This window comes from Variovorax sp. dw_954 (assembly GCF_018449755.1).
GTDB lineage: Bacteria > Pseudomonadota > Gammaproteobacteria > Burkholderiales > Burkholderiaceae_C > Variovorax.
On record NZ_JAAVVD010000017.1, the window covers coordinates 1 to 14,941 of the forward strand.

Below are 14,941 nucleotides of genomic sequence, written 5' to 3' on the forward strand. Positions count from 1 at the left end.
GCGCAGTCCATCGAGGCCGCGCAGACGCTGCGCCTGCGCAACCTGCGCGCCGAGGTCGACGGCAGCATCGCGCAGGCGAAGCTGACGCTGAGCGGCGAGGGCGCCATCGGCACGCGGCAGGTCACGCTGTCCACGCAGGCCCGTGGCGGCCTGCAACGCGCCGACCAATGGCAGGCTGCGCTGGAGAACCTCAAGCTGCAAGTGCAGGACCGCACCCGGCCCGGCCCCTGGACGCTGGAACTCGCCCGTTCGGTCAATGCCACGCTGCGCACCGGCGCGGGCGGCAAGCTGGACGTGGAAGCCTCGGCCAGCGGTGTGACCGTGCGCGGCCCGGTGCCCGGCACGGTGCGGATCGACTGGGAGCCGATGCGCTGGAGCCAGTTGGGCGCGCCGCCCAAGCGTGTCTACCGCCTCCAGTCGAAAGGCAGGCTGCAGGGCTTTCCGATGGCCTGGGCGCAGGCGCTCGGGCCCGGCACGCTGGCCGACATGGGCGTGAGCGGCGACCTGGTGTTCGACGGCGACTGGGACATCGACGCGGGCGACACGCTGCGCGCCCATGCCCGCCTCGCGCGGCAGAGCGGCGACATCCGCGTGCAGGCCGGCGAGGCCGCACTGGTGCGCCGCATCCGCAGCACCGGCACGGGCACGGCCGGCGAGATCACCACCGACGCGGCGTCCGCGGGCGCAGGCACACCAGCCGGACTGCGCAAGGCAGAACTCAACCTCGACGCGCAAGGCGAAGCGGTCAAGGCCGACCTCGCCTGGGAAAGCGAGCGCGCCGGCCAGATCAGCGCCGAGGCGGCCACGCGCGTGCAGCAGCGCGATGGCGGCTGGCTCTGGGCCAACGATGCGCCGTTGGCGGGCAAGATCAAGGCACGCCTGCCCAACCTGGGCGTGTGGTCGATGCTGGCGCCGCCGGGCTGGCGCATCGCGGGCACGCTGGACGCCGATGCGACGCTGTCGGGCAACCGGGCCGCGCCGCGCTGGAACGGCACACTGGCCGCCGACCAACTCGCCCTGCGCGCGCAGGTCGAAGGCCTGGACCTGCGCGACGGCCAGTTGCGCGCCGTGCTGAACGGCGACCGGCTGGAACTGAGCGAGTTCACGCTGCGCGGCGGCGCGGCCAGCAGCACGCGCATCACCGGGCAGAGCGGCAATCTCAGCACCGCCAGGAGCGAGGCCGCGAAAAGCGGCGGCACGCTGTCGGTCAAGGGCACGGCCAGCTGGGGCAACGCCGGCACGACGGCCGGCAGCGGCATCCGCATGGACATGGAAGGCCAGTTGCGCGAGCTGCGCCTGCTCGTGCGCACCGACCGGCAGGTGACCTTGTCGGGCGACGTGCAGGCCCGGCTCGACGCGGGCCAGATCACCGTGCGCGGCGACCTCAAGACCGACCGCGCGGTGATCATCCTGCCCGACGAAACGGCACCCAGCCTCGGCAGCGACGTGTTCGTGCATTCGGCCGCGCGGGATCGGGAGACTGCCAAGGCCTCGGCTTCGGCCTCGGCCTCGGTCGGCACGCAGCCGCAATCCGCTGGCGATGACACGCTGCCCGCCGCAGCACAAACGAAGAAGCCGCCCGACATCGAGGTGGGTTTCGACCTGGGCAAGGACTTTGCCGTGCAGGGCCGTGGCATCACCACGCGCCTTGAAGGCAAGCTCGACATCAAGAGCGCCGGCGCGGGCACGCCGCCGCGCATCACCGGCGAGGTGCGCACGGTGCGCGGCCAGTACCGCGCCTACGGCCAGCAACTCGACGTGGAAAGCGGCATCGCGCGATTCAGCGGGCCTTTCGACAACCCGGGCCTCGACATCCTCGCCATCCGGCCGAACATCTCGCAGCGCGCGGGCGTCCAGATCACCGGCACCGCGCAGTCGCCGCGCGTGAAGCTCTATTCCGAGCCCGCGCTGACGGACGCCGAGACGCTGTCGTGGGTCATGCTGGGCCGTGCCTCCGCGTCGAACGGCGGCGAGGCCGTGGTGATGCAGCAAGCGGCACTGGCCCTGCTGGGCAAGCTGGGCGGCAACGCGGGCGGCGGCAACTTCGCCAGCCGCTTCGGCCTGGATGAGATCGGCTTCAAGGGGCCGAGCAGCGGGGGCGACCTGAACGAGTCGGCGATCACTGTTGGCAAGCGCCTGTCGAAGGATTTCTACGTGACCTATGAGCGCAGCCTGTCCGGCACGGTGGGGACGCTCTTCATCTTCTACGACCTGACGCAGCGGCTGACGCTCCGCGGGCAGGCCGGGGAGCACAACGGCGGCGATCTGATCTACACGATCAAGTTCAACTGAGGGAAGGCTGCGGAATGCGGACTTGGCCGTACGCGAAGGACGCGAAGGTTCCGCGAAGGACGCGAAAGAAAGCCGAAGAAGATCCGAAAGAAATCCGACGAATTTCTTTTGAATTTTTTGGCGTCCTTCGCGTACTTCCGCGCCCTTCGCGTCCGGTCAAGCCCGATCCCGCATTGGCCCGGCCATCGAAGCCGGGACATCCGCTCGCGCGCAATCAGCCCAGCGTGCCGGCCACGCCTTCGACGAGGTAATCCATCTTCTCCAGCACCGGGTCATAGAGGCCGTAGCCCTTGTCGAGCACGACCTTGCCGGTGTTGCTCTTGACGGGGCCGGTGAAGATGGGCTTGCCGGCCTTGAGGTCGGCGATGGCTTGCGTTGCCGCATTGCGGGCCTTGTCGCTGGCGCCGGCGCCGAAGGGCGTGCTCAGCACCATGTCCTTGTCGTAGCCGCCGAAGAACTGGTTGGGCAGCTTCTTGCCCTCGGAGATGGCGACGGCGAAGGTCTTGTAGACCGTCTCCCACTTGTTCTCCGCGCCGGTGATGAAGCCCTTGGGCGCGAGCTGCGCCTGCGAGGCGTTGTGGCCCAGCGTCTTGACGCCGGCCTTCTCGGCCGTCTCGATGACGACCTTGGGGCTGTCCACGTGGCAGGCGATCACGTCGTTGCCGGCGGAGATCAGCGCATTGCAGGCTTCGGCCTCGCGCACCGGCATCGACCAGTCGCCGGTGAACACCAGTTGCACCACCGCGTTCGGATTGACCTTGCGCACGCCCATGGTGAAGGTGTTGATGTTGCGCAGCACGATCGCGATCGGCTTGGCGGCGACGAAGCCGATCTTGTTCGACTTGGTCGACAGGCCGGCGGCGATGCCGTTGATGTAGTGGGCCTGGTCGAGGTAGCAGAAGTAGCCGCCGAGGTTCATCGGGTGCTTGTCGGCCGACCACAGCGAAGTCGGATGGCGGAACTCGACCTTGGGGTACTTCTTGGCCAAGTCGATCATGAAGGGATCGAAGTAGCCGAAGGAGGTCGGGAAGATCAGCGACGCGCCGTCGCTCTGGATCATGCCTTCCATGGTCTTTCGCACGGCCACGGTCTCCGGCACGTTTTCTTCCTCGACGACCTTGACGCCGGGCACCGACTTCAGCGCCTTGGCGGCCACGGCATGCGCCTGGTTCCAGCCGTAGTCGTCGCGCGGGCCGACGTAGATGAGGCCGACGGTGACGTCGGTCTTGGCCTGTGCGGCCGATGCACCAAAGATGGCGGGCGCGATCGCCGTGCCGGCGAGCGTGCTGCCGACAGCGGAACTCAAGGTGGTGCCCAGGAAGCGGCGGCGGTTCCAGTTGGTGTTCGACATTTGCAGTTTCCTTAGGTGGTCGAGTTGGGAGAGCAGAGGGAAATCGTTTTTGAATGAGGGCAGCGCGATGCGTCAGGCCGACCTGGGGCGACGCGTTGTTGTTGTTGTCGGGTGCGCGCCAGCGCCTGTGATGTAGCGGCCGAGGATGCTGCCGAGGTCCTCGTCGACCGGCTTCTTCTCGGGCATCAGCGCGCGCTCCTGCACGCCGGTGAGATGCGACACCATCAGGCGCACGGCCGTCTTCTCGTCGCCGCGGCGGAAGGATTCGATGAGCGTTCGGTGTTCGTCGATGCCGCATTGCGACGAATGCGGGTTGCCGTAGATGGCCAGGATCAGCGAGCAGCGCGAGACCAGCTCCGAGATATAGCGCTCGATCACGGGGTTGCCGCCGAGTTGCGCGAGCTTGATGTGGAACTCGCCGGCCAGGCGTGCGCAGACGGTCGGCGGCAGGTCGCGCGCGGCCTCTTCCTCGCTGCGTACATGGCCTTCCAGCACCGCGCCCATCGCCGGTGTCCAGTTCTTGATGACCAGGCGCACCACCTCGCGCTCGAGGCAGGCGCGCGCCTCGAACACGCTCTGCGCCTCGGCGCGCGAGGGCTGGGCCACGGTAGCGGTGCGCTTGCGGCCGGCCTCGACGAGGCCCTCGGCCGTGAGACGCGCAAGCGCTTCGCGGATCAGCGTGCGGCTCACGTTCAGGTGCGTGCCCAGCACGTCCTCCGGCAGCCTGGTGCCGGGCGTCAATGCCTGCTCGATGATGGCGTGCTTGATCGCGAGGTAGGCGGTTTCGGCCTTGCCGGTTTCGATGGTCATGGTGTACGGATCAGGTATTCCTGCGGATGGCAATCACGTATGCGAAAACCGGGCCAGCTTGAAACCGCCCCAAAGCGCCGCGGACGCACCGCATTGGCGCGCCGAACGCCGGTGCTGGTCGTCGGACGCACCGATACAGGTAGGCCGGCATGCCGAACCGCTGGCCGAAATCTTGCATACCTGAAGCCATCCACCAGGTACACCAGACAGGAGTTGAAATGACCTCGCAGTCGATCAAGCTGAGCTTGAACCAGCAGCAATCCGAACTCATCGCGCGTTGCATCTCGCTCGGTGACGCCGCGGACCTTCAGTCACTGGCGCAGCGCGCGGTGCGTGAATGGAAAGACGGCGTTCCATCCGCCAGGCCGGCACCTCCAGCCAAGCCCGACGTCTCGACGCTCTCCACCCGGCGCACCTTGCTGAGCTCGCACATGATCCAGCCTGGCACCGGCAAGGCCTTCGAAGTGCTCAAGGGCCAGGTCCTCCGCATCGAGCAGGTCGAGGGCGGCCAATGCGCCGACTTCAACTGCTTCAACCTGCATGACTACAAGGAGTTCATGCACGTCGGTCGCACGCGCACCGTGCATGGGCTCAACCCCGGCCCCGGCGACTACCTGTGGTCGGCGCCGCCGCGCGAGCGCGCGATGATGTACGTGCTCGCCGACACGGTGCGCGCCAACGACGTGATGTTCCCGCGTTGCAGCGCCAACCTCTACGAATCAGCGTACGGCTTCCACAAGCACACCAACTGCCACGACATCCAGTCGGAAGCGCAGCGCGAGTACGGCCTCACGCCGGATGACGTGCATGACTCCTTCAACCTGTTCATGGTCACCGAAATCGTCGGCGATCGCGGCCGCATCGAGCGCCAGACCTCCAGGGCCGGCGACTATGTCGAGTTCCTCGCGCTGATGGACGTGCTGGCCGTGCCCAACGTCTGCGGCGCGGACATCATGCGCACCAGCAACTTCTCGCTGAAGCCGCTGAAGATCGAGATCCACGATGCGTCCGAGGCCGACCTGGCCGTGGCCCCTGCCGTCGCCGACTACGAGACGCAGCGCACGCCGGCGCAGTTCAGGCAGCCGACCATCAAGGCGGATCGTCCGCTGCAGCGCGATGAAAGCTATGTGCCGCAGTTCACCAACACGCCGATCGTCGAGCGCGATGTCGAGGTGCAACTGAGCGATGCCGAAGCCGAGACGCTGGCCTCGTTCGGCCTGCACCAGTACTACGGCAGCAACCGGGGGGCGATGCTGCGCGACGTGGTGTTCAGCTGGTGGGAAAAACGGTACCTCGGCTGAAACGCGTGACACGCCAACCGGTATGCTTTCGCCTTGCGCTGTACGAGGAATCGGAAGAGCCATACGATTCGAATCGCGCAGAAAATCCCGCGCATGGTGCATGGCCCAAGCTGGTAAAGTCCGCGCGCTTGTCTTCGTAGTTCAATGGATAGAACGGGGTCCTCCTAAGACTCAGATACAGGTTCGATTCCTGTCGAAGGCACCAGCCCGGCGTTGATTGCGCTCACGTTTCCAGATTGCCGCGGATCGACGCGGCGCGCTCGCGCCGCCCCTCATGCGCCGGGAACGCACACCATCGCGATGCTGATCCAGACGCCGAAGCTGAAATATGGCGTCAGCCAGAGCGCATCGGCCTTCCATGCCGCCCAGCTACCGCTCGGCACTCGACGGTGCCAGGCGTCGCGCGCGCCCTGGTCCAGGCGCATGTAGGCCAATCCGCGCGCGCGCCCGTGCCGGTAACGGCGCCAGTACATCGGCACATCCACGCCCAGGACGTAGGCAACGAAGGACATCGAACACAGGATCCCGAAGATCGCCAGGGAGTTGACCCAGCCGTTGCTGTCCAGGGCGACGACGCCAAGCAAGGCCGCCATCCAGGAAAAGCCGGCAGCCCAGAGCATGGACTCGACGGCCTGGGTGATGTGGTTCAGCGTGAGCACGCTGTGCCAGCAGAACCCCTGGGCCACCACCATGAACATCGGGACAGCCCACGCGGCCATTTGCACCCACGGAAGGCCGGCATGCACGCCCAACTGGTGGACCAGCAGCCCCAACTGCAGCGCGAAGCAGATTTCGGCGACCGTGGCTGCAGCGCGGCCCAGGAAGATGCTGGACAGGCGCGTGTCCACCACCACCAACCGCTCCAGGTCCACTCGCGGAAGCACCGAACGGTAGGCGCATACCAGCACATAGACGCCGGACAACGCCAGTTGCAGACCCGCGTGGACACCGCTGAAAGGTCCTGAAGTCAGTACCGCCAGCCACAAGCAGACATTCAGCACGGCCAGCGCGCAAAGAGCCCGCCACCACGACAGCACCCGCCTGTCCGCCCCGGCGATGCCTATCGCAATATTGTGTCGAAGTGATGACATTCGACGGCGAGCGTAACTGGGAGTCGATCGCAGAGGCAAGCCCTTTCACCGCACCTTGCGTGAGCCTTCAGCGAACCTCTGCCATCAAGGTGGATCGAGACTTCGCGGGTTTCCGGCGATCGCCTCAGCCCACGCCCGGCGCAGAATCCGGGTCGCCTGCATCACAGGCGCACACCCCCACCACCTTCAACGACTCCAGAAAACCATGACAGAACGCAAGGCAGCCATCGTCACAGGCTCCGCAACCGGCGTCGGCGCCGCAACGGCGCTCGCACTGGCGCGTCGAGGCTACGACGTGTTGATCAACTACTCCCGCAGCGAGCGCGAGGCCAGGGAATCCGAAGCCGCCTGCCGCGAGGCCGGGGCCGACACCTTGCTGGTGTGCGGGGACATCTCGGACGATGGCGCATGCCGCGCCATGGCGGACGCCGCGCTGGGACGGTGGAAGCGCATCGACGCGCTGGTCAACAACGCGGGCATCACTTCGTTTGCCGGTTCGACCAACTGGGATGCGCTCGACGCGAAGACCTTCCAGCGCATCCTCGACGTGAACGTGATCGGCGCGTTCCAGATGGTTCGCGCCTGCGCGGCACACCTGAAGAAGTCGCCCAACGGGTCGATCGTCAACGTGTCGTCGATCGCGGGAGCGCTCGGCATCGGCTCTTCGCTGGCCTACATCGCCTCGAAGGGCGCGGTCAATGCGATGACGCTGAACATGGCGCGCGCCCTGGCCCCGGAGATTCGCGTGAACGCGGTGTGCCCCGGCATGATCACGACGAGGTGGTTCGTCGACGGCATCGGCGCGGAGAACTTCCAGAAGCTGAAGGCGCAATACGAGCAGTCGACGCCGCTCGGGCGGGCCTGCACCGCGGAGGACGTGGCCGAGGCGGTGCTGTGGCTGACCGATGGCGCTCGCACGGTCACGGGCGAACTGGTGCTGCTGGATTCGGGGACGCACCTGGGCCGCCCTCCGACGGTGGTGCAGGCGACGAAGTAGTCGTCAACCCCATGTGGCGCGCGATGACCATCAGCATCACCTCGTCCGCGCCGCCGCCGATGGAGCCGAGCCGGTAGTCGCGGTAGGCACGCGACACCGGGTTGTCCCAGGTGTAGCCCATGCCGCCCTGGAACTGCATGCACCAGTCGGCGATCTCGCGCGAGAGGCGGCCGGCCTTGAGCTTGGCCATCGACGCCAGCTCGACCACTTCGCCGCCCTCCACGTAGGTCTGCGTGGCGACGTAGATCAGCGCGCGCAAGGCTTCGAGCTCGGTCTTGAGTTCGGCCAGCTTGTACTGGATGAACTGGTTGTCCAGCAGCGGCTTGCCGAAGGCCTGGCGCTGGCGCAGGTAGTCGGCTGTCTCCTGGATCCAGGCCATCGCCGACAGGCGCCGTGCCGCGCCGTCGAGCCGCTCCTCCTGGAACTGCTTCATCTGGTAGATGAAACCCATGCCCTCCTCGCCGATGCGGTGCCGCACGGGCACGCACACCTCGTCGAAGAAGACCTGCGCCGTGTCGGAACTCCACATGCCGAACTTGCGGATCTTCTGCACCGACACGCCGCGCGTGCGCTGGCCGTCCTGCATCAGCGGCACGATGATCAGCGACTTGTTCTTGTGCACCGGCCCGTCGGAGGTGTTGCACAGCAAGCAGATCCAGTCGGCCTGCATGCCGTTGGTGATCCACATCTTGGCGCCGCTGATGACGTAGTCGTCGCCGTCACGGCGCGCGCGGGTCTTGAGCGAGGCCACGTCGGAGCCCGCGCCCTGCTCCGACACGCCGATCGAGGCGACCATGTCGCCCGCGATGGCCGGCGCCAGGAACTCGCGCTTCAATTCATCGGAGCCGAAGGCCGCCAGCGCCGGCGTCGCCATGTTCGACTGCACGCCGATGCCCATGGCCACGCCCTGCGCGCGCGCATGGCCCATGGCCTCCGCGGCGGCGACCGCATAGGAAAAGTCGAGGCCCAGGCCGCCGTACGCTTCGGGCTTGGTGATGCCGAGAAAGCCCAGGTTGCCCATCTTCTTGAACAACTCATGGGCCGGGAAGATCTCGGCGGCCTCCCATTCGTCGACGAAGGGATCGATCTCGGCCGCGATGAAGCGGCGGATGCTGTCCATCATGTGGCGGTGTTCGGTGGTGTAGAGCATGGATGTGTCCTGAAAAGCGGGAAGGCGCGCTGTTCAAAAACGCGCGACGCCGAACTGGATGGGCCGCGTGCTGCGCTGTGCAGCCTCGCGTGCCGTGGCAAGCACGAAGGCCAGCACCGCGCGCGTGTCGCGCGGGTCGATGACGCCGTCGTCGAGCATGTGGCCGCTGGTGTAGAAGGCGCTGGCCTGGCGCTCGAAATTGCCGACGATCTCTTCCTTCTGCGCGGCAAGGCGCGCCTCGTCCAGCGGGCGGCCCTTGCGCTCGGCCTGCTGGCGCGCAACGATCTCCAGCGTGGTGGCGGCCTGCTCGCCGCCCATGACGGCGGTGCGTGCGTTGGGCCAGGAGAAGCAGAAGCTCGGATGGAAGGCGCGCCCGCACATGCCGTAGTTGCCGGCTCCGAAAGAAGCCCCGCAATAGATCGTGACCTGCGGCACTTGCGAGTTGGCCAAGGCCTGGATCATCTTCGAGCCGTGCTTGATCATGCCGGCCTCTTCCGATGCGCGGCCGACGATGAAACCGGTGGTGTTCTGCAGGTAGACGATGGGCGTGCCCGACTGGTTGCAGAGCTGGATGAACTGCGCGGCCTTGGTGGCGCCGGCCGGATCGATCGGCCCGTTGTTGCTGACGAAGCCCACGGGGTGGCCCTCGATGCGGGCCTGTCCGCAGACGGTGGCCGTGCCGTAGTCCGGCTTGAAATCCATCCAGCGGGAATCGTCGACGAGGCGTGCGATGACTTCGCGCATGTCCACCGGCTTGCGGTGCTCGAGCACCATGACGCCGGCCAGTTCCTCGGGGTCCAGGCGCGGCGGCGGCGCGCTTGCTGCGAGGGCGTCGTCCGCACACTGCCAGCCGAGGTTGTCCACGATGTCGCGCGCGATGTCGATGGCATGCGCATCGTCCTCGGCCACGTATTCGGCGAGGCCGCTGATGCTGGCGTGCATGTCGGTGCCGCCCAGCGCTTCGGCCGTGGCGATCTCGCCGGTGGCGGCCTTCAGCAACGGCGGACCGGCGAGGAAGGCCTTGGCCTGGCCGCGCACCATCACCACGTAGTCCGACAGGCCCGGCATGTAGGCGCCGCCCGCGGTCGACGAACCGTGCACCACGGTCACCACCGGCAGGCCCGCGGCCGACAGGCGCGCAAGGTTGTAGAACATGCCGCCGCCGCGGATGAACTTCTCGACGCGGTACTTGCGCAGGTTGGCCCCAGCCGACTCCACCAGGTGCACGAAGGGCAGCTTGTTGGCGAGCGCGATCTCCTGGCAACGCATGATCTTCTGGTTGCCGGACTCGGTCAGCGCGCCCGCGTCGATGCCCGAGTCGTTGACCACGACCATGCAGCGCACGCCGCTCACGAAGCCGATGCCGGCGAGCTGCGAGCCACCGGGCACGACGGCGGCCAGGTCGGGGTCGTCCATGGCATAGCCCGCGATGCTGGCGATCGGCAGGAAGGGCCGGCCGAAGTCGAGCAGGCGCGTCAGGCGCTCGCGTGGCAGCAAGGCGCCGCGCTTCGCGAAGCTCGCGGCGGCGCGCGCGGAAGCGTCGGCCGCGCGCTGCTCCAGCGCGCGCAGCTCGTCGATCAGCGCGACCATGCCGGCGCGCTGCGCCTGGAAGGCCCCGGAGGCGGGTTGGATGCGGGATACGAAGGGCGTCATGGAAATGCTTCTGAGAAAGGGATGCGAAGGGGCGGCTGGAAATGGCACAGCCCCGCATGGCGGGCTTGCGGGTGTGTCGGCCGGCGCGTCATAAGTCCAGCCGCTTCGCGATGAGGTCCTTCATCACCTCTTCCGCGCCGCCGCCGAGGCGACGAAGCAATGAACGCATGAGTTTGTCCCTTGATCTTGTGGTGTGTGAACCCATTCAAGGGCACGCGCCGCGACAGCGCAAACACTTGTCGCCTCTATGTGCACAATGTGCACAACATGGCTGTTCCGTCCGCGAAAACCCTCACCGTGCCGGGCGCCCAGAGCATCGACCGGGCGTCGGCGCTGCTGCGCTGGATCGCGCGCGAACATGTGTCCGGCATCGCGTTGCGCGATCTGGTCGCGCGCACCGGACTGGACCGCACGACGGCATGGCGCATCGTGTCCAGCCTCATGAACCAGGGCCTGGTCGCGCGGGATGCGCGCAGCGGTCTCTACCACCTGGGCATCGAGGCGATGGCATGGGGCGCGGCCTGCATGGACCGTTCCCCGCTGGTGCAGGCCTGCCGCCCGGTGATGAAGTCGCTGGCGCGCCTGTCGGGCGACGACGTGTTCCTGGTGCTGCGCTCAGGCGACTACAGCCATTGCCTGCACCTGGAGGAAGGCGCCCACCCGGTGCGTTCCTTTGCGCTGAACGTGGGAGGCACCCGGCTGCTGGGCCTGGGCGTGGCCAGTATCGCGCTGCTGGCCAGGCTGCCTGAGGATGCGCTCGCACAGCACTACCAGCGCCACCGCGAGGAGTACCAGTCGCACGAACTCGGCCTGGCCAGGCTGCAGCGCTGGGCGGTGCAGACGCGGGCGCGAGGGCATTCGCAGATCGGCGCTGGCGGCGTCGCGGGCGTGGGCCTGCGGTTCCCCATGGGATCGTGCGGCGATGCCGCGATGAGCATCATCGCGCCGCGCACCCGCCTGTCACGGGCGCGCTCGGAGGAACTGGCACGGTCGATGAAGTCGGAGATCGCCGGCATGTTGCCGCAGCTCGCGCCCATGCGGGCGGGTTGAAGCGGTTCCGCCGCCCTCGGGCGCCCCTGCCACGTCGCTGCCACGTACTGTGCCAAGTACGCCCAGGCCATGCCGGGCTTGCCGCGTCAGGGGACCGCGAGAGGTACCGCATTTCGCAGTTTTCTGCGAATGAAATAACACTTTTTTACCTTGATTCCTGCGCAGTTGACTGTCAGTCTAAACAGCTACATTACGCACCTCCATCCGATCCCGATGTCCGTTCCTGCGCGACGACATCCAGTGAATCACCCGGGAACAATGATCTGTTCGACCCCGCGCCGGGACATGCCCGAGACCGGCTCAACTCACGGCGCCCTCGTGCACCTTGTGATGCTGCTTGCATGCTTCCTGCTGCCCATCGCCACGGCCTGCGCACAGCAGCCCACGGGCCGGAACGTGCTTGTGATCTTCTCCAACGACAAGCAGCTCCCGGCCAACATCGAGGTCGAGCGCGGCCTGCGGGAAAGCTTCAGCGAACCGGTCGACCGCGATGTCGACTTCTTCACCGAATTCCTCGACGACCCCGCGTTTACCGGCGAAGCCTACGAACAGACCATCATCACCTACCTGCGCGACAAGTACGCCCTGCGCAAGCCCGAAGTCCTCGTCGCCGGAGGCCGGCCCGCGCTCGATTTCCTGCTGCGCCATCGCGCGCAGTTGTTCCCCGACGTCCCCGTGGTTCACCTCGCCGTCGCCAGGGATGCCATTGCAAAGGTGCAACCCCTGCCCGCCAACGTCGTCGGCGTACCGATCGACTACGACTTTGGCGGGACCATCCAGCAGGCGTTGCGCTGGCATCCCGGGACGCGGCGGCTGGTGGTGGTCACGGGCGCCAGCGCGAGCGACCGACGGCTTGCGGCCGAGACGCGCGCGATCATCGCCGGACTCGACCTGCACGTCCCCGTCGAATACCTCGCGGGCCTTCCCAGCGATGCCCTGGCGGAGCGGCTGCAGCATCTGGGCGGCGATGCCGTGGTGTTCACGCCCGGCTATTTCCAGGACGGAGCCGACCGCGTGTTCCGGCCCCGGGAATCCGCCGCGCTCATCGCCGAAGCATCCAACGCGCCGGTCTACGGCCCATACAGCACCTTCATCGGCGCCGGTGTCGTGGGCGGGCAGATGCCGAGCTACCAGGAGATGGGGCGGCAAGCGGCGAAGGCCATCGACGGCTTGCTGGACGGCGTGCTGCCCGCGGCGCTCGACCTGCCGGCCCGCGTGCCTTCGCACGTGCAGATCGATTGGCGGCAGGCGGTCAAGTGGGGCATCTCCGAGGACATGCTGCCGGCCGATGCCATCGTCCATTTCAGGGCGCCGACTTTCTGGGAACGGTACCGAAGCCAGGCGCTGTTCTTCTCCGGCGTGCTGGTATTGCAGAGCCTGCTGATCGCCGCACTGCTCGTCGAGTGGCGCCTGCGTCGTCGCACCGTGTCGGCGCTGGAGGAAAGCGAGCGGCGCATGAACCTCGCGGCGCGCGCTGCCCGGCTGTCGATGTGGGTGTGGGACGTGGGCCGCGACAAGATCTGGCCGCTCACCGAACTGCGCGAGTACGTCGGCTTGTCGAAGGCGCAGCCGGTCCGGTTCGATCGCGTTCTGGACACGGTGCATCCGGCCGACCGCGAAGTCGTCGACAGCGCCGTGCGCCGTGCCGTGGCACGGGACGAGGAAGTCGACGTCGAGTACCGCGTGCTGGAGCCCGACGGCAGCGTACGGTGGATGGCCGCGCGCGGCCGTGCCGAGGCCGGTTCCGATCACCGCATGACCGGGGTGGCGCTCGACGTCACCGTCCGCAAGGAAGCCGAGCTGCAGGCCGAGAAAGACCGCGCCGCGCTGACGCACATGACCCGCGTGTCGATGATGGGGCAGATGTCGGCCTCGATCGCGCATCAGCTCAACCAGCCGCTGGCCGCCATCCTCGGCAACGCGGAGGCCGCGCGCAAGATCCTGAGGCGCGACCAGCCCGACCTGGACGAGGTGCGCGAGATCTGCGAGGACATCATCAGCGAGGATCGGCGCGCCGCCGAGATCATCCGGCGCCTCGGCGCGCTATTCAAGCACGGCGAGATGCACATCGCGCCGCTCAACCTGAACGAACTGGTGGCGGAGACGCTGGACCTGGTCCGGACCGAACTCGCGCGCCGCCACGTCGGCACCGCGACCGAACTCGCGCCGTGGCTGCCCTTGATCGAAGGCGGACGCGTGCAGCTTCAACAGGTTCTGCTGAACCTCATCCTCAACGCCGCCGACGCCATGAGCCAGGCCGCCCCGCCCCAGCGCAAGCTCAGCATCCGCACCGAATGCGACGACTCCGACGTGCGCGTCCATGTGATCGACCGCGGCACCGGCATCGACCCCCAGGACATCCGCCGCGTGTTCGACGCGTTCTGGAGCACCAAGGCCGGCGGCACCGGCATGGGCCTGGCGATCTGCAAGTCGATCATCACGGCGCACCGCGGCACGCTTGCCGCCAGCAACAACCCGGAAGGCGGCGCCACCTTCGTTGTCACATGGCCGTTGCGGCAGTCCGTTTGAATGCATCCCATGGAAATCACCATGCCCGAACCGGAAACCGTGTTCCTCGTCGACGATGACCCGGCCGTCTGCAAGTCGCTCGCGCGCGTGCTGCGCGAGGAAGGCTGGCGCGTCGACAGCTTCGCGTCCGCCGAGGCCTTCCTCACGCGGCCCGACCCGCGCTCGCGCGGCTGCATCGTGCTGGACGTGACGATGCCCGGGCTCGACGGGCTCGAGTTGCAACGCCGGCTCGCGGAGACCGGCAACCCGCTGCCGATCGTCTTCCTCAGCGGGCATGGCGACATTCCCATGACCGTGCAGGCCATCAAGGCCGGCGCCGCCGACTTCCTGACCAAGCCGGTCAGCGCGCAAGCCCTGATCGACGCGGTGCGGATGGCGGTGGCGCAGGACGCGTCGACACGCCAGGCCAACGCCGACGCCGCGGCCTGCGAGGCCCGGCTGGCCACGCTGACCGCCCGCGAGCGCGAGGTGCTTGCCGCCGTCGTCAAGGGCCGGCTCAACAAGCAGATCGCCAGCGACCTGGGCATCGTCGAGCAGACCGTCAAGTTCCACCGTGCGCGCATCATGGAACGCATGCAGACGCGGACCGTGGCGGAGCTGATGCACGTTGCTGCGAAGCTCGGGTGGTAGGCGCCAAGCCGAGCCGATGCACGTGGCTGCGAGGCTCGGCTGTCAGGCGCCAAACCGGCAGCGGAGAAGGTGTGAAGATTTCGTAGC

Annotated in this window: 11 protein-coding genes and 1 tRNA gene; 7 read left to right on the forward strand and 5 right to left on the reverse strand. The window is 67.4% G+C overall.

Going from position 1 to position 14,941, the window contains the following annotated elements; translation table 11 throughout:
- Positions 1 to 2,292 (forward strand): translocation/assembly module TamB domain-containing protein (locus tag HB681_RS23655; RefSeq protein WP_213957321.1); only part of this gene is annotated, 2,292 nt, incomplete at its 5' end.
- Positions 2,293 to 2,506: 214 nt separating this feature from the next.
- Here the strand turns inward: HB681_RS23655 and HB681_RS23660 are convergent.
- A complete protein-coding gene (locus tag HB681_RS23660) occupies positions 2,507 to 3,643 on the reverse strand; it encodes a BMP family ABC transporter substrate-binding protein (protein ID WP_213957322.1) in 1,137 nt (378 codons plus the stop codon).
- Positions 3,644 to 3,715: 72 nt separating this feature from the next.
- On the reverse strand, positions 3,716 to 4,453 hold the full coding sequence (locus HB681_RS23665; protein ID WP_213957323.1) for a GntR family transcriptional regulator: 738 nt from the start codon (positions 4,451 to 4,453) through the stop codon (positions 3,716 to 3,718).
- 218 nt (positions 4,454 to 4,671) lie between these two features.
- Here HB681_RS23665 and HB681_RS23670 point away from each other — a divergent pair, with 218 nt between their 5' ends.
- Entirely contained in the window at positions 4,672 to 5,754 is a 1,083-nt protein-coding gene (locus tag HB681_RS23670; RefSeq protein ID WP_213957324.1) for an urea carboxylase-associated family protein, read from the forward strand.
- A 130-nt stretch (positions 5,755 to 5,884) separates the two neighbouring features.
- Positions 5,885 to 5,959: transfer RNA gene (locus HB681_RS23675), tRNA-Arg, on the forward strand.
- A gap of 67 nt (positions 5,960 to 6,026) precedes the next feature.
- On the opposite strand, the gene HB681_RS23680 is transcribed toward HB681_RS23675, so the two are convergent.
- Positions 6,027 to 6,791: a hypothetical protein gene (locus HB681_RS23680; protein ID WP_213957325.1), complete on the reverse strand. Its 765-nt coding sequence runs from the start codon at positions 6,789 to 6,791 to the stop codon at positions 6,027 to 6,029.
- Positions 6,792 to 7,050: 259 nt separating this feature from the next.
- On the opposite strand from HB681_RS23680, the gene HB681_RS23685 reads away from it, so the two are divergent.
- The gene (locus HB681_RS23685; RefSeq protein WP_213957326.1) at positions 7,051 to 7,842 is read left to right on the forward strand and encodes an SDR family oxidoreductase; all 792 of its coding nucleotides are present in this window, start codon (positions 7,051 to 7,053) and stop codon (positions 7,840 to 7,842) included.
- On the opposite strand, the gene HB681_RS23690 is transcribed toward HB681_RS23685, so the two are convergent.
- Together HB681_RS23690 and HB681_RS23695 are read right to left on the reverse strand one after the other, a co-directional pair.
- On the reverse strand, positions 7,766 to 8,992 hold the full coding sequence (locus HB681_RS23690; protein WP_213957327.1) for an acyl-CoA dehydrogenase family protein: 1,227 nt from the start codon (positions 8,990 to 8,992) through the stop codon (positions 7,766 to 7,768). The genes HB681_RS23685 and HB681_RS23690 overlap by 77 nt on opposite strands.
- A gap of 33 nt (positions 8,993 to 9,025) precedes the next feature.
- A complete protein-coding gene (locus HB681_RS23695) occupies positions 9,026 to 10,645 on the reverse strand; it encodes a carboxyl transferase domain-containing protein (protein ID WP_213957328.1) in 1,620 nt (539 codons plus the stop codon).
- 267 nt (positions 10,646 to 10,912) lie between these two features.
- Here HB681_RS23695 and HB681_RS23700 point away from each other — a divergent pair, with 267 nt between their 5' ends.
- From HB681_RS23700 to HB681_RS23710, 3 genes are all read left to right on the forward strand, one after another.
- On the forward strand, positions 10,913 to 11,695 hold the full coding sequence (locus HB681_RS23700) for a helix-turn-helix domain-containing protein (RefSeq protein WP_213957329.1): 783 nt from the start codon (positions 10,913 to 10,915) through the stop codon (positions 11,693 to 11,695).
- A 150-nt stretch (positions 11,696 to 11,845) separates the two neighbouring features.
- Complete coding sequence (locus HB681_RS23705; protein ID WP_213957330.1) at positions 11,846 to 14,224, forward strand: ATP-binding protein; 2,379 nt, start codon at positions 11,846 to 11,848, stop codon at positions 14,222 to 14,224.
- Between the two features lie 21 nt (positions 14,225 to 14,245).
- Positions 14,246 to 14,854, forward strand: coding sequence for a response regulator (locus HB681_RS23710; RefSeq protein WP_213957331.1), 609 nt, complete (start codon positions 14,246 to 14,248; stop codon positions 14,852 to 14,854).
- Positions 14,855 to 14,941: the final 87 nt, after the last annotated feature.

Bases quoted from the DNA above. Each gene is read 5' to 3' on its own strand.
- HB681_RS23660 (WP_213957322.1), bottom strand. From the start codon at position 3,643: ATGTCGAACACCAACTGGAACCGCCGCCGCTTCCTGGGCACCACCTTG.
- HB681_RS23665 (WP_213957323.1), bottom strand. From the start codon at position 4,453: ATGACCATCGAAACCGGCAAGGCCGAAACCGCCTACCTCGCGATCAAG.
- HB681_RS23670 (WP_213957324.1), top strand. From the start codon at position 4,672: ATGACCTCGCAGTCGATCAAGCTGAGCTTGAACCAGCAGCAATCCGAA.
- HB681_RS23685 (WP_213957326.1), top strand. From the start codon at position 7,051: ATGACAGAACGCAAGGCAGCCATCGTCACAGGCTCCGCAACCGGCGTC.
- HB681_RS23690 (WP_213957327.1), bottom strand. From the start codon at position 8,992: ATGCTCTACACCACCGAACACCGCCACATGATGGACAGCATCCGCCGC.
- HB681_RS23695 (WP_213957328.1), bottom strand. From the start codon at position 10,645: ATGACGCCCTTCGTATCCCGCATCCAACCCGCCTCCGGGGCCTTCCAG.
- HB681_RS23700 (WP_213957329.1), top strand. From the start codon at position 10,913: ATGGCTGTTCCGTCCGCGAAAACCCTCACCGTGCCGGGCGCCCAGAGC.
- HB681_RS23710 (WP_213957331.1), top strand. From the start codon at position 14,246: ATGCCCGAACCGGAAACCGTGTTCCTCGTCGACGATGACCCGGCCGTC.